This window comes from Microbacterium sp. NRRL B-14842 (assembly GCF_050470785.1).
This window is the reverse complement of sequence record NZ_JBFLUM010000001.1, coordinates 2,633,943-2,654,045: the sequence shown is the minus strand read 5'-3', so window position 1 is coordinate 2,654,045 and position 20,103 is coordinate 2,633,943. Positions and strand designations below refer to the sequence as shown.

Sequence of the window (20,103 nt, the reverse complement as noted above, 5' to 3'; positions counted from 1 at the left end):
GGACTTCTGTTGGACCTCCACATCGGCATCATCGGCTTCGGCGCGCGCTCCACCCTTCAGGAGGAGGTGCATCGGCCGGGCCACGGCTCCCGTATCACCGCCGTCTGCGACCTCGCCCCGCGTGCCCGCGAGGACGCCAGGGCGCTCGTCCCCGACGCCCTCATCACCGACTCCCTCGACGAGCTGCTCGCGTCCGGGGTGGACGCGGTCATGGTGCTGACCCCGGACGACACGCACGCCGCGCTGACCATCCGGGCGCTGGAGGCCGGGGTGCCCGTCTTCTGCGAGAAGCCCCTCGCGATCGACCTCGCCGACGCCGACCGCATGCTGGAGACGGCGCGACGGACCGGGACCCGCCTCTACATCGGCCACAACATGCGGCACATGCCCGTGATCACGCTCATGCGCGGGCTCATCCAGACCGGGCGCATCGGGCAGGTGAAGGCCGTGTGGGTGCGGCACTTCGTGGGGCACGGCGGCGACTTCTACTTCAAGGACTGGCACGCCGACCGGAGCCGCACCACCGGACTCCTCCTGCAGAAGGGAGCGCACGACCTCGACATCATCCACTGGCTGGCGGGCGCGTACACCCAGCAGGTGGCGGCGATGGGCGGTCTCAGCGTCTACGGCGACATCACCGACCGGCGGGACCGCACGGGGGAGCGGATGCCCGACTGGTTCAGCATGGACAACTGGCCGCCGACCGCGCTCACCGGACTCCACCCTGTGGTCGACGTCGAGGACATCTCGATGGTGAACCTGCGGCTCGAGGGCGGGATCTTCGCCTCGTACCAGCAGTGCCACTTCACCCCGGACTACTGGCGGAACTACACCGTGATCGGCACCGAGGGGCGCATCGAGAACTTCGGCGACGTGGCCGGCAGCGAGGTGAAGCTGTGGAACCGTCGGCATGCCGGGGCGGCCGACGCGGACGAGGTGTTCGTCGTGCCCGAGGTGCCCGACGCCGGACACGATGGAGCCGACGCGCTGCTCGTGGCCGAGTTCCTCCGGTTCGTGCGGCACGGGGGTCTCACGGCGACCTCTCCCGTCGCGGCGCGCGAGGCCGTGGCCGCCGGCATCCTCGCCACCGCGTCCCTCCGGGGTGACGGCTCCGCGATCGCCGTCCCCCCGCTCGACCCCGATCTCGTCGCCTACTTCGAGCGCGGCCAGACCCCCTCCTCCGCCCCGTCTTCCTCCGCCGCCTGACCCCGCTCTCGCCCCCACCCCGGTACGTTTTCGATCACGGGAGGAGGTTCCCGCCCGTGAGAGCGCGAAAAGGGACCGTGAACGGGGGTGCGGGGTGCGGAAGTGATCCGGCACAGCGGGGAGACAGGAAAGAAGTGGGCGGCCGTTCTCAGGGAGTTCACACCGGAGCGAATGTACAAACGTACATGTACGGGTGTCCAGGGGGTGAGCGATGGTGGAGAGCGCGCGTCGGCGGCGTGACCCCGAAGCGCGTCGTCGGGAGATCGTCACCGCGACGGCCGAGCTGATCGTCGAGGTCGGGGCCGACGCCATCACGCATCGGATGGTCGCCGCCAGAGCCGGAGTGCCGCTCGGGGCGACCACCCAGTACTTCGACACCCTCGACGACCTGCGCACCGCCGCCTTCCGAGCGCTCGCGGACGAGATCGAATGCCGACTCGACGGAGTGCGGCAGACCCTCGCCGAACGGGGAGCCGGGGCCGACGTCATCGCGGCGCTCGTGTACGACAGCATCCACGACGGCCACGCTGTGCAGGCGGATCGGGCCGTGGTCACGGCAGCCGTGCACGATCCGCGTCTGCGCCAGCTCGCGCGCCACCTGTCCGACCGCCTCGTCGACCTCCTGGAGCCGACCTATGGCGCCGACCGGGCCCGAGCGGCGATGATCTTCATCGACGGCGTCATGTGGAGCACGCAGATCCGCGACGTCGATCTCGAACAGTCCTTCCTCGAATCCGCACTGGCGCGGATCCTCGGAGTACCTCTCTCCCTCCCATCCGCAGCGACCGCCACCCCCTGACACCGAGGAACCCGCCTTGTCGAAACTCGCCATCCTCAGCCTGAAGAACCGCGCGCTCATCGCGCTCGTGACGATCGTCGCCGCGGTGTTCGGCGGGCTCGCGCTGACCAACCTCAAGCAGGAGCTCATCCCGTCGCTCGAGCTGCCGGCGCTCGTGGTCATGACCACCTACCCCGGCGCCTCGCCCGAGGTGGTCGAGAACGACGTCTCGACGCCGATCGAGTCCGCCATCCAGGGCGTGCCCGACCTGGAGTCGACGACCGCGACGAGCACGACCAACGCCTCGATCGTGCAGGCGATGTTCTCGTACGGCACCAACCTCGCGACCGCGGAGCAGAAGATCCAGCAGGCGATCAACCGCATCTCTTCGCAGCTCCCGGAGGACGTCACGCCGCAGGTGCTCTCGGTCTCGATCGACGACTTCCCGGTGATCCAGGTCGCGGTCACGGGCTTCGAGGACGCGGACAACGCCCAGGCGCAGCTGGAGAGCGTCGCGATCCCCGATCTGGAGGACGTCGACGGGGTGAACGCGGCGGAGATCGTCGGCGGCGTCGGGCAGCGCATCACCATCACCCCCGACCTCGCGAAGCTCGGCGCGGCCGGGCAGAGCAGCGAGGCGATCAGCACCGCGCTGCAGCAGAACGGCACCCTCTTCCCCGGCGGTGAGATCACCGAGGACGGCGAGACCCTCACGGTGCAGACCGGCGCCAAGATCACCTCGGTCGACGAGATCGCCGCCTTGCCTCTCGTCGGTACCGCGGTGACCATCGGCGACGTCGCGACGGTGGCCCAGGTGTCGGACCCGGTGACCTCGATCTCCCGGGTCGACGGCGAGGATGCCCTGTCGATCTCCATCACCAAGCTCCCCGCCGCCAACACGGTCGAGGTGTCGCAGGGGGTTCTGGCCGCGCTCGACGAGATCGGGGAAGCGCTCCCGGACGCCGAGTTCACCGTCGTGTTCGACCAGGCGCCGTTCATCGTGCAGTCGATCGACACCCTCGCCACGGAGGGTCTGCTCGGCCTCGTGATGGCCGTGCTCGTGATCCTCGTGTTCCTGATGTCGGTGCGCTCGACGCTCGTCACCGCGATCTCCATCCCGACGTCCGTCCTCATCACCTTCATCGGGCTGCAGGCATTCGGCTACTCGCTGAACGTGCTGACCCTCGGGGCGCTCACGATCGCGATCGGCCGCGTGGTCGACGACTCCATCGTGGTGATCGAGAACATCAAGCGCCACTACGTCGGCGGCGCGGACAAGGGCGATGCGATCCGTCTCGCGGTGCGCGAGGTCGCCGCGGCCATCACCGCGTCGACCATCACGACCGTGGCGGTGTTCCTGCCGATCGTGTTCGTCGGCGACATGGTGGGCGAGCTGTTCCGTCCGTTCGCGATGACGGTCACCATCGCCATGGTCGCCTCGCTCTTCGTGGCTCTGACGATCGTGCCGGTGCTGGCGTACTGGTTCCTCAAGCCCGGCAAGCCGCTCCTCGACGAGAGCGGGAACGCGATCGACCCGGAGGACCCGGCGGCCCCGCCGACGCGGCTGCAGCGCGGCTACCGCCCCATCCTCGGCTGGACGCTGAAGCACTCGGGCATCACGGTGGCACTCGCGGTAGTGGTCCTCGCCGGGACGCTCGCCGCCGCCCCGCTGATGAAGGTGAACTTCCTCAGCGACTCCGGTCAGAACACCATGACCGTGACGCAGGACCTCGGGCCGACCGCGAGCCTGCAGGCGAAGTCCGATGCCGCTGCCCCCGTCGAGGAGGCCCTTCTCGACATCGACGGCATCGAGCACGTGCAGGCCTCCATCGGGTCGAGCGGCTCCGCGCTGCGCGACGCGTTCTCCGGCGGCGCGGGGATCACCTACTCGGTCCTCACCGACGGCGACGCCGACCAGGAGAAGCTGCGTGCCGAGGTGCAGGATGCCATCGACGGCCTCGGCGACGAGGTCGGCGAGGTCAACGTCGCGGCGTCCGCCGGTTTCGGCTCCAGCGACATCGAGATCACCGTGACGGCGGCGAACGGCGACGACCTCGCCACCGCGACCTCCGCCGTGGTGGAGGAGCTCGACGGCCGCGAGGGCATCGGGCAGGTCACGGACAACCTCGCCGAGGCCCTGCCGTACATCGCCGTGGTCGTGGACCGCGAGGCCGCCGCGCGGGTCGGGCTGTCCGAGGTCGCCGTCGGGTCGATCGTGTCCAACACGATGCGTCCGCAGCAGATCGGATCGGTCGAGATCGACGACACCGCGCTGACGGTATACCTCGTCAACCCGGAGCCGCCGACGACCGTCGCCGCGCTCCAGCAGCTCGCGATCCCCACCGCGGCGGGCATCGTGCCGCTGCAGGACATCGCGACCGTCGAGCAGCGCAACGGCCCCACCTCGATCACCACCGAGCAGGGACGCCGCACCTCGACCGTCACCGTGCCGCCCGCATCGGACAACCTCGCGGTCGCCACCCAGTCGGTCACCGAGGCGCTCGCCGCGGCGGACCTCCCGGACGGCGCCTCGGCCGAGGTCGGCGGCGTCGCCTCGCAGCAGGCCGATTCGTTCGCGCAGCTCGGCCTCGCGATGCTCGCCGCGATCCTCATCGTGTACGTCGTGATGGTGGCGACGTTCAAGTCGCTGCGGCAGCCGCTCCTGCTGCTGATCTCGGTGCCGTTCGCGGCGACCGGAGCCATCCTGCTGCAGATCGTCACGGGCGTGCCGCTGGGCGTGGCCTCGCTGATCGGTGTGCTGATGCTCATCGGCATCGTGGTGACGAACGCGATCGTGCTCGTCGACCTCGTGAACCAGTATCGGGAGAAGGGGCTGTCGACCGCGGATGCCGTGATGGCAGGTGGGGAGAAGCGTCTGCGCCCGATCCTCATGACAGCGCTCGCCACGATCCTCGCCCTCACCCCGATGGCGCTGGGGATCACGGGGCACGGCGGGTTCATCTCCCAGCCGCTGGCCATCGTGGTGATCGGCGGACTCGTCTCCTCCACGGTGCTGACGCTCATCGTGCTGCCGACGCTGTACAACCTCGTCGAGGGGGCGCGGGAGCGCCGCCGGGCCCGCAAGGGCGAGCACCACGAGGATGCCGCCCCGGTTCCGGTCCATGCGGACGGCACACCGGTCAGCCGCCGAGAGCTGCGCGAGAACCACGGCGAGTAGCCGAGCGTTCACAACTCAGGAGAAAGGCCCCGATTCCGTCGGTGAGACGAGGATCGGGGCCTTTCCGCGTGTGTTCTCCTGAGTTGTGAACCGCGGTCAAGCGAAGGAGAGGCCCCACTCCAGCGTCCAGGTCTCGCCAGAAGCCAGACGGCGCACCCCGAGGCCGCTGTTGAACGCGTCCGCCGGAGCGGTCATCGGCTCGATCGCGACGGCGAGCGGGGTTCCGGGGTAGTTCGTCGCGGTGTACACCTGCACGAAGTCGAAGCCCTCGCCCTGCCAGAGCGTGACGGTCCGGCCGTCGGGCGCGGTGAGGGTGTGCCGCACGCGGCCGTCGGGGTCGCGCACAAGGTCCGTGAACCCGGTGTCGAGCGAGACGTCGCCGACTCGGACGCCCTCGCGCAGGTCGGGGTCGGCGGGACGGGTGCCGATCGGAAGCATGCGGTCGTCCGTCTCGAACACGGTGTGGGCCGGGACGCGGAGGACGAGGTCGTGCGGGTCGACGTCGCCGATCGTCGGGAACGGGTGCGTGCCGAGCGCGACCGGAGCAGCCGAATCGGACCAGTTGGTGAGCGTGTGCGTGACCTCGATGCCGTCCGCGGTGAGGACGTAGGCGACGGACGTCTCGATCAGGTACGGGTAGCCGGTCTGCGGGAAGACGGTCGCGCGCAGGGTCGCGGCTCCCTCCGTCTGCTCGACCGCGTAGGCGGTGTAGCGCAGGAGCCCGTGGCTGGCGGTGGTGGTCTTCGGCTCGCTGATCGCGAGCTGACGGACGGTGCCCTCGTCGTCCCAGCGGCCGTCCCGCACCCGGTTGGGCCACGGCGTCAGCACGACTCCTGAGCATGATGGCGTCGGGACGTCGAGCGGGTAGGGCGAGACGAGGTCGACCTCGCCGATGCGCAGGCCACGGAGCGAGGCGCCGACCTGGGCGATCTGCGCGGTCACGTCGCCGAGGCGGAGGTGGACCTGGGTGCCGGTGGGAGAGACGGAGTTCACCTCGACATCGTAGTGCCGCAGGCCGCCGGAGTGCGGGGGTCTCCCAGGGTCGCCGGGTAGACTGGGGCGGTCGGCTTCGGACACCCGCGCAGGGCGCGGACGTTTTTCAGTGTGTGAAGTGTGAGTCCAGGGGCCGATGGTGCGCGTCGATCGACGCGAATCAACCATCACAGGAATGGCCCCGGCCGCAGATCGTCCGGACTCCGCTGGATCGGAGTGCTCGCGCGTGCGCGCAGCGCTGTTCTCGTGCGAGAACGCAAGAAGGACACCCGAATGCCCAAGAACAAGAAGCCCCGCGGCGGTCGCGCCGCCGCGAACTTCGAGCCGCGCTACGGCGCCAAGAAGACCTCGTTCCACGACCGCCACCGACCGACCGGTGGTCGGGACACGGCCCGCGACGAGCGTCCCGCTCGCGAGGACCGCGACTCCCGGGTGACCGGCGGGTACGACCGCCGCCCCGGCAGCCGCAGCCCCGGCCACCGCGGCTATCGCCCGGAGGAGACCGAGTCCGGTGCGCCGAAGCGTCGGTGGAGCTCTCAGGAGCGCGCCGGCCGCGACGAGGCCCGCAGCATCCGCAACCGTGCGGAGTCCGGACGCCGCGAGGCCCCGCACCGCCGCGACGACCGCGCAGGCGCCGGCCGGTTCGACGACCGCTCCGAGCGTCCGCGGTACAACGACCGCGCAGGGGCCGGCCGCTTCGACGACCGTCCGCGGCGCGACGACCGCGGCGGCTCGCAGCGACAGGGCTTCCGCGACGGCGACCACCGCGACGGGGGCCGCCCGCGCTTCGACGATCGCCGGAACGAGCGTCCGCGCTTCGACCGCGACGACCGTCCGCGGCGCGATGACCGCGGGGGCGACCGCGCCCGCGGCAACGACCAGGGGGCCGACCGCTCCTACGACGCCGCCCGTGCCCGCCGCGCCTTCGACCGCGACCGCACGCAGCGCTCCTTCGAGGGCGGGCGCGAGCGGCCGTCGACCGGCGGGGCCTACCGTACCGAGCGTCCGCGTCGGGACGAGCGCCCCCGCCGCGACGACTGGAACGCGAAGCCGAAGGCGGCGTTCGAGCAGGCCGACGACGTCGTCCACGAGCGCCTCGAGGCGCAGGCCGTGCAGGCCGTCGAGGTCGAGGGCATCACGTTCGCCGATCTCGGCCTCGGCTCGAACATCACCGAGACCCTGAACGGCATGGGGGCCGCGACGCCGTTCCCGATCCAGGCGGCGAGCATCCCCGCCGTCCTCGAGGGACGCGACGTGCTCGCCCGCGGCCGCACGGGCTCCGGCAAGACCATCGCCTTCGGCGCGCCGCTCGTCGAGCGGGTGCTGAAGTCGCAGGCGGGCAAGCGTCGCGAGTTCGGCCGCTCGCCGCGCGCGATCATCCTCGCCCCGACGCGCGAGCTCGCGCTGCAGATCGACCGGACCATCCAGCCGATCGCCCGGAGCGTGGGCCTGTTCACGACGCAGATCTACGGCGGTGTGCCGCAGGGTCGTCAGGTGGGCGCGCTGAAGAAGGGCGTCGACATCGTCATCGGCACCCCCGGCCGCGTCGAGGACCTGATGAACCAGGGCAAGCTCGACCTGTCGGACTGCCGGATCGCGGTGCTCGACGAAGCCGACCACATGTGCGAGCTCGGGTTCGTCGAGCCCGTCCAGCGCATCCTCCGCCGCACGGCCGAGGGCAGCCAGAAGCTCCTGTTCTCCGCGACGCTCGACCGCGAGGTCGCGGCGCTCGTGGACGAGTTCCTCGTCGACCCCGCCGTGTTCGAGGTCGCGGGCGAAGACCAGGGCTCCAGCACGATCGAGCACCGGGTGCTCGTCATCGAGCACCGCGACAAGGCCGACATCCTCACCTCCCTCGTCGACCGCGAGGGCAAGACCCTGGTCTTCGCCCGCACCCGTGCCTACGCCGACATGCTGGCCGACCAGTTCGACGACGCGGGGATCCCCGCGGTCTCGCTGCACGGCGACCTCAACCAGGCCAAGCGCACGCGGAACCTGGAGAAGCTGACCTCGGGCCGGGTGAACGTCCTCGTGGCCACCGATGTGGCCGCGCGCGGCATCCACGTCGACGACATCGACCTCGTGGTCCAGGCCGACGCGCCGGACGAGTACAAGACGTACCTGCACCGCTCGGGTCGCACCGGACGCGCGGGGCGCTCGGGCCGGGTCGTCACGCTCATCACGCGGCAGCGCCAGCGTCGGATGACCGAGCTGCTCGGCCGCGCCGAGATCGAGGCGCCGTTCGAGCAGGCGCGCGTGGACGACGACGTGATCGAGGAGATCGCGGGGCGCGTGCCGTCCGCCGCGGAACTCACCTCCTGACGCGTTCGGGATCAGAAAGGCCCCGGAGACTTCGGTCTCCGGGGCCTTTTCGCACTCCGCACCGGGAAGGTGCGCGGGCAGCCGGGGTGTCAGGGGAGGGTGTGCTCGTGGAGGGTGGTCGTCAGGGACGTGCCGTTGAGGTCGAGGTAGAGAACGCGCTCGGTGACCGTGAGGGTCAGGGTGTTCCGGCGGGCGAGGTGGGGCGTAGCGCTGTCGATGAAGCCGGGGTCGAAGCTGTACACCCGGATGTCCTCGGAACGATGGATGCGCTTGTCGGCCCACGGCGCCATGACCTTGGCCGGGTCGCGGTGCGTGTAGACCACTGTCCGGTCCGCGAGGCGGGAGGCGTGATGCAGCCGCGCGGCATCCGGAGCGCCCACCTCGATCCAGACGGTGACTCGGCCCGTGAGGTCGCGCACGAGCACCGCGGGCTCCTCCGTGTCGGAGACGCTGCCGCCGAACGCGACGCCCTCCGCGAACTCGAGCCCGTAGGCGAGGACCCGGGTGAGCATGTACGCGTCGGTCTCGGACGGATGCCGGGCGGCCCGGAGCGAGACGTCTTCGTAGACCCCGCGATCGGTGTCGGCGAGCTGCATCTCGAACGTGTGGACTGTCGAACCGATCGCCATGATCCTCGAGCCTACGCGGAGCCGCGCCCTCCGGCCGACCGGGTCAGAACAGCATCGGCTGCGGCGGGGCGGCGGCCGCGCGGCCGCTCGGCGTGAACATGACCGGCCCGGCCGGCGGCGTCTCCGTCTGGACATGCCCTTGGCCCGGGCGGGACCCGCGCCGCGGATAGTCGTCTTCGTGCCGGCCGTCGAGCCCGTGCATCCGGATGAGGGGGCGAGCGCGCTTGGCGAGCCACTGCCGGTACGGCTTCGGTGCCTCGACGGACGCCCCGGGATACAGCCCGCGATACGACGACACGAGATCGGGACGGTTCTCACCAAGCCACTGGAAGAACCACGGCTTGACTCCCGGACGCAGATGCAGGGCCCCGTAGATCACGCTCCGCGCTCCGGCGGCCTTGATACGGCGGAGGGCGTCGTCGATCGCGGGAAGGGAGTCGGTCAGATGCGGCATGATCGGCATGAGGAACACCGTGACGGGGAAGCCGGCGTCGGCGAGCGCGCGCACCGTGTCGAGGCGGGCCTGCGTGGTCGGGGCGCCCGGCTCGATCGCCTTCTGCAGCGCGTCGTCGTACATCGCGATCGACATCTGCACGTCGACCGGCACACGCTGCGCCGCCTTCTTCAGCAGCGGGATGTCCCGACGGATCAGTGTGCCCTTCGTCAGGATCGACATCGGGGTGCCGGACGCGGCCAGCGCCTCGATGATGCCGGGCATGAGGGCGTAGCGCCCCTCGGCCCGCTGGTACGGGTCGGTGTTCGTACCGAGGGCGACCGTCTCGTGCTGCCAGCTCCCGCGGCGCAGCTCCCGCTCGAGCACCTCGACGACATTGACCTTGACGACGATCTGGGTGTCGAAGTCCGCGCCGCCGTCGAGGTCGAGGTACTCGTGCGTGCCCCGGGCGAAGCAGTAGGTGCACGCATGGGAGCAGCCGCGATAGGGGTTGATGGTCCAGGCGAAGGGCATGCGCGACGCCCCGGGGACGTGGTTGAGCGCTGACTTCGACAGCACCTCGTGGAACGTCATGCCGGCGAACTCCGGTGTGGTCACCGTGCGGAGGACGCTCGAACGGTTCTCGAGGCCCGGCAATGCCGCCTCGTCGCTGTCCGCGAGTTTCTGTCCCTGCCACCGCATCCTCCCAGTCGAACAAAGAATCGAATCGAAGTCAAGTGAGTGTGGCACTGATGTTCGAATGGAAGAATGGGGGCATGCCCTCCTCGCCGTACGCTCAGCATGCGGCGCCGCGCTCCCCGATCTTCGGACCCGCCCTGCCGGTCGGGCTGGCGGTGACCGCGATCGGCGTGGTGCTCTCGCTCACCGGGGCGGCCGCGACCCCCGTGGCATCCCCACCGCTCCCGCGCCCCGTCGCGGTGATGCAGGTACCGACCGTGCAGAACACGGCGACCCCTGCGGCGGACCCCTGCGCCGACCCCGTGGTGCAGGCTGCGATCGCGGCCGGGGACGACGCCGCCACCGTCGCGGGGTTCGGCGGTGGAGCGCGCTTCCGTGAGGCGGTGATCGCCGGTAATGCACCCTGTGTCTCGCTCAGCGATCCCGCCCGGATCTGGGTCGTGATCAACAAGGGGCGTCCGCTCGAACCCGCCGCCTACGAACCCGAAGGACTGAGCCAGGTGCCGCTGCAGATGACGACCCCGTCGGGCCGGGTGCGCGCGGAGGTCGCCGACGCCGCCGGGCGCATGGCGGACGCCGCCGGGGCGGCCGGGGTCGGACGCATCGGAGCGAACAACGGCTACCGTTCCTACGGCCTCCAGGTCGCGACATACGGTGCGCACGTGCGGGACCAGGGGCAGGCGGACGCGGATGCCGGCTCGGCGCGACCGGGTCACAGCGAGCATCAGACCGGTCTCGCCCTCGACGTCGTGGCCTGTGATGACGGCTGCGGCGGTCTGGACGGCTTCGGCGCGACGCGTCAGAGCGAGTGGGTGGCGGCGCACGCCTGGGAGTACGGGTTCATCGTGCGCTACGAACAGGTCGGCACGCCCGTCACCGGGTACGCCCCGGAGCCCTGGCACCTGCGCTACGTCGGCAGGGAGCTCGCGGCGGCGTATCACGAAGGCGGCTATCACACGCTGGAGGAGTTCTTCGGGCTCCCGGCGGCGCCCGATTACGACCACTGAGCCGGCGCGGCAGGGGTGTGATCCGCTCGCACTGAGGCATTCCACAAAGGCGATACCCAGTCCCACCCACGATGGGATGCATTCTCACAATCGCCTGTCCTGCCCCGTGTTCCCGCCGTAGACTCGCCGGAGCAACGACGCACGACACGTTCGGGAGGACGGCATGGAACGCGACATCTACGAAGAGGATCACGAGGCATTCCGCGACCTCGTCAAGGATTTCGTCAAGCGCCACGTCACGCACGAGGCGATCGAGAAGTGGGACGCCGCCGGCGAGGTGGACCGCGCCACGATGCGCGCCGCGGGTGAGGCCGGCATCATCGGGCTCTCCGTGCCGGAGGAGTTCGGCGGCGCCGGAATGCTGCAGGACTACCGCTTCCGCGCGATCGTGAACGAAGAGGTCATCGCGGCCGGAGCGGGATCGCTCGCCGGGGCCTTCGGCATCCAGGACGACCTGGCCGTGCCGTACCTCGTGCACATGGGCACGCAGGAGCAGAAGGAGAAGTGGCTGCCCCGCATGGCCACCGGTGAGGTCGTCGGCGCGCTCGCCATGACCGAGCCCGGCGCCGGCTCCGACCTCCGCGGCATCAAGACCACGGCGAAGAAGACGGACGGCGGCTACATCGTCAACGGCGCGAAGACGTTCATCTCATCGGGCGCGACCGCCGACCTCGTCGTCACGTTCGTGAAGACCGGCGAGGGCAACCGTCCCGACGCGTTCAGCCTCGTGCTCATCGAGAAGGGCATGGAGGGATTCGACAACGGCAAGAAGCTGTCCAAGATGGGCTTCCACGGCCATGACACCGCCGAGCTGTCGTTCAGCGACGTGTTCGTGCCGGAGGAGAACCTCATCGGCGGCGTCGAGGGCAAGGGCTTCATCCAGCTCATGATGAACCTGCCGCTCGAGCGCCTCTCGATCGGCGTGGCCGGAGCCGCCGCCGCGCAGGCCGCGTTCGACTGGACCGTCGCGTACACCAAGGACCGCGAGGCCTTCGGGGAGCGCATCATCGACTTCCAGAACAGCCGCTTCACCATCGCCGACATGTCCGCCACGGTCGACGCGCTGTGGGCCTTCATCGACCGCGCGCTGCTGGCCTACAAGGACGGCAGGCTCTCGGCGGAAGAAGCCGCGAAGGTCAAGTTCTGGGCGACCGAGCGTGAGTGGGAGGTGCTCGACGCCGGCGTCCAGCTCCACGGCGGCTACGGCTACATCACCGAGTACCCCATCGCCCGGGCCTTCCTCGACGCCCGTGTGCACCGCATCTACGGCGGCACGAACGAGATCATGCGCGAGATCGTCGGGCGTCAGATCGCCGGCAAGCGCTGACGTCCCCGGGCACAGCTTCGGAGATCCCCATCGACACGCCGGGGCGGCATCGTCCGCCGCGGCGTGTCGTGCCATGGCTCCGAAGCTGTGCCCCGGGATTACGTGCGGGGCTCCGCGGCGGCCTCGCGGGCGGCCTTCGAGGCGGGGGAGGCGGCACCGATCTTCCAGTAGCCGCAGAAGCTGACGGCGTTCCTGTCGACGCCGCGCTCGCCGACGAGCTGCTTGCGGACGCCGGAGGCCAGCGCCTGCTCTCCCGCCGCGTAGGCATGGAACGGCGCGGCGGGCAGAGTGGTACGAGCGAGGGTGTCCAGAGCGAGGGCCCCGGGCGGAATCTCCTGAGGCCGCACGACCCACACCACCTCGAGCCCCGACGGGTGCGCGAACTCCAGGGCGTCCTCCGCGGACGGGACTTCGATGATCGCCGTGCCCGAGGAGTCGGTCGGCAGGGAGGCGCTGATCGACGCGATCGCGGGGAGGGCGGTCTCGTCGCCGACGAGCACCACCCGGTCGGTGCCCCGCTCGGGGTTGAACGTCAGGCCCTCGTCGATGATGAGGACGTGCTCGCCGGGGGTGCACGTCTCCGCCCATCGGGACGCCGGACCGGCGGTGCCGTCGGCCGCCGAGCCGTGCAGGACGAAGTCGACGTCGAGCTCGGCGCCGATCTCGGCCGTGGCCGGGCGGTAGGCGCGCACGGTGTAGTTGCGCATCACGGGGCGCTCGCCGTCGGGGATGCGGAGGAACTTCAGGTACCCGAACATCCGGTTCGCCTTCGCGGGCACCCGCTCCAGCCCCGCCTCGCCGCCGATCGGCAGGAACAGCCGGAACCACTGGTCGTAGCCCATCGGGCGGAAGCGGTCGATCTCGCCGCCGCCCAGGGTCACCCGCACCCAGTGCGGCGCGAGCCGTTCGGTGCGGAGAACCGTGAGGTGCAGGAGCTCGGCCGTCTCCGGCTTGACCATCTTGCTGAATGCCATGGGGCACCTTTCAGGGGAGCTGCCAGGGGAAGAAGACGACGAAGATCGCGGCCGACACGGCGAGCGTGACCACGGTGAAGACGGTGTCCCTCGTGCGGAACGCCACGAGGTGCCGCTCGGTCCGCGTCGGATGCGCGCCGAACGCTCGGGAGTCCATCGCGAGGGCGACGCGCTCCGCATGCCGGATGGCGCCCGCGAGCAGCGGGACGATGTACCCCCAGCCGCGGGCGATCCGCGCGAAGGGGCCGCGGCCGCCGTGGTAACCGCGCACCCGGTGCGCGGCGCGGATGACGGCGAGCTCGTGCCCGAACCGGGGCACGAAGCGGAAGGCGGCCAGGGCCGTGTACCCGATGCGGTACGGCACGCGCAGCTGCTGCACGCTCGCACGCACGAGATCGGAGCCGCTGGTGGTGAGGCCGCCGACCAGCGCGAGCGCGACGATCGATCCGAGCCGGAGCGCCGTGGCGAAGCCGATGAGGAGGGCGCCTCCGTAGAGGGTCCAGTCGCCGATCGTCACGACGGGGGCTGTGTCGGCGACCAGGGCCGCGTCGACCCACAGCGAGAAGCCGACGCCGATCGCGAGCATGCCCGCGGGCAGACCGAGCAGGAGCAGCGTGAGGAGGCGGCCCGTCACCCGCGCCCCGACGAGGATGAGGACGTACGCGAGCACGAGGAAGGCGGCCGGGGTGGCCAGGTCGCGCACGAAGACGAGGAGCAGCATCGCGGGGGCGAAGCCGGCGACCTTCGCCAACGGATTGAGGCCGTAGAGGAACTGCCGCCGCGAGGTGGCCACGAGCGGCGCATACGGATCGAGCGTGGACATCGTCACGGTGTCACCTCCCACCCGGCCTCGGCGAGCACCCGCTGCAGGGCGGGGACGCGCAACCCGGCGGAGGGGAGGATCGCGGGATCGGAGAACAGTGCCGCCGTGGGGCCCGCGGCCCGGACCCGCCCGTCGGCGAGGACGACCGTGTCGGTGGCGTGCTCCGCGACGAGCTGCAGATCGTGGGTGACGATGACGACGGTCGTGCCGTCCGCCCGGAGACTCTCCAGCAGGTCCAGGAGCTCGGCGGCCCTGGCGCGGTCCTGCCCGAAGGTGGGCTCGTCGAGGGCGAGGACGGGAGGACGGGTGATGAGGGCCGTGCCCACCGAGAGTCGTCGCTTCTCGCCGCCGGAGAGGAGGAACGGGTGCACGTCGGCCTTGTGCGTGAGCCCGAACCGCTCGAGCATCTCCGTCACGCGAGCGCTGACCTCGGCGTCCGGCACATGGCGCAGCCGGAGCCCGTGGGCGAGCTCGTCGAACACGGTGGCGGCGATGAACTGGTGCTCCGGGTTCTGGAACACGAAGCCGATCCGGGCCGCGAGATCCCGGGGGGAGGCGGTGCCCGGGTCGACGCCGTCGACGGAGACCCGGCCCTTCGGCGGGGGCACGACCCCCGCGAGGGCCTGGATCAGCGTGGTCTTGCCCGCGCCGTTCGCCCCGACGATCGCGGTGAGACTGCCCGCGGCGATGTCGAGGTCGACCCCGTGCAGGATCTCGGTGCGGCGCCGCGAGACGGTGAGGCCGCGCGCCCGGATGATCGGCTCCCGGTCGACGGCGGGAGGAGCGTCGGCGAGGATCGAGGACGCGCGGGCCGGACCGGCAGGCAGGGCCGCGGCCAGTGCCTCGGGCGTCAGCGGCAGCGGGTCGAGGACGATCCCCCGGTCGCGGAGGCGGAGCGCAGCGAGCGTCGCGGCGGGCAGCCAGACCCCCATCGCCACGAGCTCGTCGGCATGCGCCCGGATGGTCTCGGCGGCCGGACCGTCGAAGACCACCCGGCCCTCGCGGTCGAGCACGACGGTGCGCGTGACGAAGCGCATCGCCGCATCGAGGTTGTGCTCGACGAGGAGGATCGCCCGGTCGCCGGCGGCCACGACCTCGGTCAGCGCCGCATACACGTCGTCGATCCCCTGCGGGTCGAGGTTCGCGGTCGGCTCGTCCAGCACGATGAGAGGGGAGCCCATCGCGAGGGCGCAGGCGATGGCGAGACGCTGTCGGCCGCCGCCGGACAGGTGGTCCGGGTTGTCGTCCCGGCGCGCCCACAGGCCCACCCGCCGCAGCGCATCCTCGACGCGTGCCCGCACGGTGCCGAGCGGGAGCAGGAGGTTCTCAGGGCCGAAAGCCACCTCGTCGTACACCGTCCCCGTGACGATCTGGGCGTCAGGGTCCTGGAAGACCATGGCGACGTGCGTGCTGAGCGTCGCGGTGTGCGCGGTGGTCGTGTCGACACCGCCGGCCTCGACGGAGCCGGACATGGTCGCGGGGAGCGCGTGCGGGATGAGGCCGTTGAGGGCGAGCGTGAGCGTCGACTTCCCGGAGCCGGACGGGCCGAGCAGCAGCACGACCTCACCGGGCTCGATGTCGAAGGTCACGTCACGGGGCGACGGATGCGCGGCATCCGCGTGGGTGAGGGTGAGCTCGCGCACGCGGAGGAGAGGCGCGGATGGGCGCACGGCAGGTCCCGGGTTCGACGGAGGGTGTGCCTCTAACTTAGCTGAGCCTTACCTGTGTTGCCAGCAGGGCACGTGCGCGATCAGCGGCGTGCGACGCCGGCGGTGCGCAGCGCCGAACCGATGGCGAGGCCGATCGCCGTCCAGGCCACCGGGCCGAGCACGGAGATCGTCAGGTACAGCAGCTGGGCCCAGAGCGGCAGGACGGCGAGGTTCGCCGCGAAGAACACCGCCACCGCCACGACGACGCCGATCACGACCGCCGAGACGAAGAACCGCCAGGCGCCCCAGGAGCGATAGCGGGTGAGGGCGGCGACACCTTCCTGGATGAGGCCGAACAGCAGCGCCGTGCCGATGAACCGCAACGACCACGCCGGGTTGAAGGCGCTCGCGATGAGCGCGGCGAACACGTGCGTGATGAGTGCCACGAGCGGCAGCCGCAGCACCTCCTGCGCGATGATGCCCGGCAGCACGTGCGAGCCCAGCACGAGGCCGTAGAGGAACAGCAGCGGGCTGGCCAGGAGGAGGGGAGTGACCCATCCGGCGATGCCGCCGAGGATGCCCGTGGCGACACCGATCGCTGCGCAGATCAGCAGCACTCTGGTCGACAGGACGGAGGTACGGGCCACGTCTCCAGCCTACTGGCGACATTCGGAGACCCGGCCGTCGTCCACCCTGACCGATCGGCGCGATCGGGATTCGACCATCGTTCAGTTCTCGATCCGGCGCCGAGGAGCGGGTCTATCGTGAGCCGCGGTGCGGCAACGAGGCGGCATCGGGATCATCGGATCATCAGGAGCGAGATATGGGTCGAACACCCCTTCGGATCGCAGCAGCCACCACCCTGGCGACGCTGTTCATCGCATCGACGGCAACCGCAGGCTACGCAGCGACCGGGGAGGTGACGCACCCCGTTCCGGTCGCGGGGACCCCCGGGCACTACATCGTGATCATGAAGGCCGATCCCCTCGCCAGCTACGAAGGCGACGTCAAGGGACTCAAGGCGACGAAGCCCGACGAGGGCGAGCAGCTCGAGACGCAGTCGCAGGACGCGCGGCGGTACGTCAAGCACCTCGAGTCCGAGCAGAAGAGCCTCATCAACGACGTCGGCGTCACGCCGGACACGACCTACCAGGTCGTGCTCAACGGGTTCAGCGCCGACCTCTCGGGTGAGCAGGTGGACCAGCTCCGTGCCTCGAAGGACGTCCTGGGGGTGTATCCCGACGAGATCCGTCACCCCGATGCGCAGACCTCCACGGACTACCTCGGCCTCGGCGACGACCGCAAGGGCCGTGGCGGGGTGTGGCAGCAGACCGGAGGCGTGAAGAAGGCGGGCGAGGGTGTCGTGGTCGGCGTGATCGACACCGGCATCGCTCCCGAGCACCCCTCGTTCGAGGGCAAGAAGCTCAAGCAGCAGAAGAAGCAGAACAGCCGCCACAAGGGCACAGATCCCTATACCGACGGCACCTACGTGTACTTCGACAAGTCCGACGGCGGACAGTTCCGCGGCGCGATGGTCGACGGCCAGGACTGGGACGAGCGCGACTACTCCACGAAGCTCATCGGCGGGCAGTACTTCTTCGCGGGAGCGCAGGCCGCCGGGTTCGACTTCCAGTACGACTACCTCTCCCCACGCGACGGCGACGGCCACGGCTCGCACACCGCGAGCACCGCCGCGGGCGACTTCGGAGTGGAGGCCGCGGTCGAGGGCGTCGACTTCGGGACCATCTCGGGCGTCGCGCCCGCGGCGAAGGTCGCCGCGTACAAGGCCTGCTACGTCGGTCCGGACACGACCGTGACCACCGATGACATCTGCGCGCTGAGCGACCTCGTCGCCGCGATCGATCAGGCCGTCGCCGACGGTGTCGACGTGATCAACTACTCGATCGGCGGCGGCGCCGCGAGCACCGTGATGGCCCCGGAGGACCTCGCGTTCCTCAACGCCGCGGCCGCCGGCGTCTTCGTCGCGACCAGCGCCGGCAACGACGGTCCCGATCCGGTCACCGCCGACCACGCCTCGCCGTGGTACACGACGGTCGCCGCCTCCACCATCCCGACGTGGGAAGGCACGGTGCAGTTCGACGGCTTCGAGGAGGCCGGGGCATCGGTGAGCGTGCCGTTCGGGGAGAGCGTCTCCGGGCCCTCCATCGCCGCCGTGGATGCCGCGGCGCCCGGTGCGGTGGATGCGCAGCTGTGCCTGCCGGGCACCCTCGACCCGACGAAGGTCGCGGGGCACATCGTGGTCTGCGACCGCGGCGGCAACGCGCGCGCGGAGAAGTCCCAGGTCGTGAAGGACGCCGGAGGCATCGGCATGGTGCTGGTGAACGTGCCCGGTGGCGCGGACTCGCTGGACAACGACTTCCACGCGGTGCCGACGGTGCACCTGAACGCCGTGCACCGCGCAGGCGTGCTCGCCTACGTGCAGGGCGGTGTCGATCGGCCGATCACCCTCGTCGGTGAGAACACCACCGGGGTGACCACCCCGACCCCGCAGATCGCCGGCTTCTCGAGCCGTGGGCCGGTCCTGGCCGACGGCACGGACGTCCTCAAGCCGGACATCGCCGCTCCCGGCGTCGCGATCCTCGCCGCCACGCACAATGCCCCGGGTGAGGACCCGACCTTCGGCATCCTCTCCGGGACCTCGATGGCCTCCCCGCACATCGCGGGCCTCGGGGCGCTGTACCTCGGGGAGCACCCGAGAGCGACTCCGGCGGAGATCCGTTCGGCCATGATGACCACCGCGTACGACACGGTGCTGCCCGACGGCTCGAAGAACACGGACCCCTTCGAACAGGGTGCGGGGCAGATCGACGCGAAGCGCTACCTGAACCCGGGCCTGCTGTACCTCAACGGCTTCAAGGACTGGGCGGCCTTCCTCGACGGGAAGGGGCTGTCGGACTTCCCCGGCATCGACCCCATCGACGGCAGCGACCTGAACCAGGCATCGATCTCCATCGGCTCCCTGGCCAGCGCGCAGACCGTCACCCGCTCGGTCACCTCGACCGAGAAGGGCGTGTTCACCGCGAAGGCGTCGGTCCCGGGCGTGAAGGTCACCGTCACTCCCTCTCAGCTCGCCTTCGACAAGCCGGGACAGACGAAGACGTTCACGGTCACGTTCGACAGCACCACCGCTCCGGTCGAGCAGTGGGCCACCGGCTCCCTCACCTGGACGAGCAAGAAGAACACGGTGCGCTCGCCGATCGCGGTGTTCCCGGTCACGGCGGATGCCCCGGCCGAGGTCACCGGCAGCGGCGTCGACGGCAGCACGACGGTGGACATCATCCCCGGTCTCGACGGCGATCTGGCACTGGGCGTCTCGGGCCTCACCCCGTTCCAGCTGCTCAGCGACCCGGACAACCCCGTCGAGGGGCACTCGGGGAACGAGAACTCGGGGGACGCGAACAAGGACGTGTCCTGGATCGTCGACGTGCCGGAGGGGGCCACGCTCTCCCGGTTCGATCTCGAGTCGTCCGACGACGAGGGCAGTGACCTGGACCTCACCGTCTACCGGGTGGTGAGCCCCGACGACCTGCGCTACTACGAGCGCTGGCAGTCGGCCACGGGCTCGGCCGACGAGCAGGTCACGATCCCCACGCCGACTGCGGGCACCTACCTGGTCGTGGCGAACGTGTACTCCACCACCGGGCCGATGACGTGGGACATGACCTACGCCAACGTGCTCCCGGACGGGGAGGGCTCGTTCACCGCGACGCCGAACCCGATCGCCGCGGTCCGCGGGCAGGAGACGAGCTACGAGCTGAGCTGGACCGGTCTGACCGCCGGGACCCGCTACCTCGGACTCGTCCAGTACGGGGACTCGGCCGTGCGCACCGTGGTGACGGTCACGACGCCCGCGGAGGTCGCGCCGACGCCGACCCCCGCTCCGAAGCCGACACCGACCCCGGATCCGTCGCCGACTCCGGATCCGACTCCCGCGCCGGAGCCGACCCCGGAGCCGACCCCGCCCCCGGAGACCGACGCCCCCGGGTGATCCGGGATCGTCTGCACGACTCAGGCACGGCCGCACGACGGAATCCGTCGGGCGGCCGTGCCGTCGTCTCCGGGTC

General features: G+C 70.7%; 14 protein-coding genes. 7 read left to right on the top strand and 7 right to left on the bottom strand.

Going from position 1 to position 20,103, the window contains the following annotated elements; all coding sequences use genetic code 11:
- The first annotated feature begins 9 nt into the window (after positions 1-9).
- The 3 genes from AB1285_RS13000 to AB1285_RS12990 all read left to right on the top strand — a co-directional run bounded on the left by AB1285_RS13000 (position 10) and on the right by AB1285_RS12990 (position 5,162).
- Complete coding sequence (locus AB1285_RS13000; RefSeq protein WP_370428970.1) at positions 10-1,206, top strand: Gfo/Idh/MocA family protein; 1,197 nt, start codon at positions 10-12, stop codon at positions 1,204-1,206.
- 211 nt (positions 1,207-1,417) lie between these two features.
- Positions 1,418-2,005, top strand: coding sequence for a TetR/AcrR family transcriptional regulator (locus AB1285_RS12995; protein WP_370428969.1), 588 nt, complete (start codon positions 1,418-1,420; stop codon positions 2,003-2,005).
- A 16-nt stretch (positions 2,006-2,021) separates the two neighbouring features.
- On the top strand, positions 2,022-5,162 hold the full coding sequence (locus tag AB1285_RS12990) for an efflux RND transporter permease subunit (protein WP_370428968.1): 3,141 nt from the start codon (positions 2,022-2,024) through the stop codon (positions 5,160-5,162).
- A gap of 96 nt (positions 5,163-5,258) precedes the next feature.
- Here the strand turns inward: AB1285_RS12990 and AB1285_RS12985 are convergent, their stop codons facing one another.
- On the bottom strand, positions 5,259-6,155 hold the full coding sequence (locus tag AB1285_RS12985) for an aldose 1-epimerase family protein (protein ID WP_268777688.1): 897 nt from the start codon (positions 6,153-6,155) through the stop codon (positions 5,259-5,261).
- Positions 6,156-6,428: 273 nt separating this feature from the next.
- Between AB1285_RS12985 and AB1285_RS12980 the strand changes: the two genes are divergently transcribed.
- Positions 6,429-8,477 (top strand): DEAD/DEAH box helicase, encoded by a 2,049-nt coding sequence (locus AB1285_RS12980; RefSeq protein WP_370428967.1) that lies wholly within the window; start codon positions 6,429-6,431, stop codon positions 8,475-8,477.
- Between the two features lie 89 nt (positions 8,478-8,566).
- On the opposite strand, the gene AB1285_RS12975 is transcribed toward AB1285_RS12980, so the two are convergent.
- A complete protein-coding gene (locus tag AB1285_RS12975; RefSeq protein WP_280569113.1) occupies positions 8,567-9,106 on the bottom strand; it encodes a YaeQ family protein in 540 nt (179 codons plus the stop codon).
- A gap of 43 nt (positions 9,107-9,149) precedes the next feature.
- On the bottom strand, positions 9,150-10,241 hold the full coding sequence (locus tag AB1285_RS12970; protein ID WP_363444870.1) for an Rv2578c family radical SAM protein: 1,092 nt from the start codon (positions 10,239-10,241) through the stop codon (positions 9,150-9,152).
- A 74-nt stretch (positions 10,242-10,315) separates the two neighbouring features.
- On the opposite strand from AB1285_RS12970, the gene AB1285_RS12965 reads away from it, so the two are divergent.
- Both AB1285_RS12965 and AB1285_RS12960 read left to right on the top strand, forming a co-directional pair.
- A complete protein-coding gene (locus tag AB1285_RS12965; RefSeq protein ID WP_370428966.1) occupies positions 10,316-11,245 on the top strand; it encodes a M15 family metallopeptidase in 930 nt (309 codons plus the stop codon).
- Between the two features lie 163 nt (positions 11,246-11,408).
- The gene (locus AB1285_RS12960; RefSeq protein WP_187663129.1) at positions 11,409-12,572 is read left to right on the top strand and encodes an acyl-CoA dehydrogenase family protein; all 1,164 of its coding nucleotides are present in this window, start codon (positions 11,409-11,411) and stop codon (positions 12,570-12,572) included.
- A gap of 98 nt (positions 12,573-12,670) precedes the next feature.
- Here the strand turns inward: AB1285_RS12960 and AB1285_RS12955 are convergent, their stop codons facing one another.
- From AB1285_RS12955 to AB1285_RS12940, 4 genes are all read right to left on the bottom strand, one after another.
- On the bottom strand, positions 12,671-13,546 hold the full coding sequence (locus AB1285_RS12955) for a siderophore-interacting protein (RefSeq protein ID WP_259952807.1): 876 nt from the start codon (positions 13,544-13,546) through the stop codon (positions 12,671-12,673).
- A gap of 10 nt (positions 13,547-13,556) precedes the next feature.
- Complete coding sequence (locus tag AB1285_RS12950) at positions 13,557-14,369, bottom strand: energy-coupling factor transporter transmembrane component T (RefSeq protein WP_370428973.1); 813 nt, start codon at positions 14,367-14,369, stop codon at positions 13,557-13,559.
- Positions 14,370-14,371: 2 nt separating this feature from the next.
- The gene (locus AB1285_RS12945) at positions 14,372-16,039 is read right to left on the bottom strand and encodes an ABC transporter ATP-binding protein (protein WP_370428965.1); all 1,668 of its coding nucleotides are present in this window, start codon (positions 16,037-16,039) and stop codon (positions 14,372-14,374) included.
- 80 nt (positions 16,040-16,119) lie between these two features.
- Positions 16,120-16,665, bottom strand: coding sequence for an ECF transporter S component (locus tag AB1285_RS12940; protein ID WP_187663132.1), 546 nt, complete (start codon positions 16,663-16,665; stop codon positions 16,120-16,122).
- A 176-nt stretch (positions 16,666-16,841) separates the two neighbouring features.
- Between AB1285_RS12940 and AB1285_RS12935 the strand changes: the two genes are divergently transcribed.
- Positions 16,842-20,027, top strand: coding sequence for a S8 family peptidase (locus AB1285_RS12935; protein WP_370428964.1), 3,186 nt, complete (start codon positions 16,842-16,844; stop codon positions 20,025-20,027).
- The last annotated feature ends 76 nt before the right edge of the window (positions 20,028-20,103 follow it).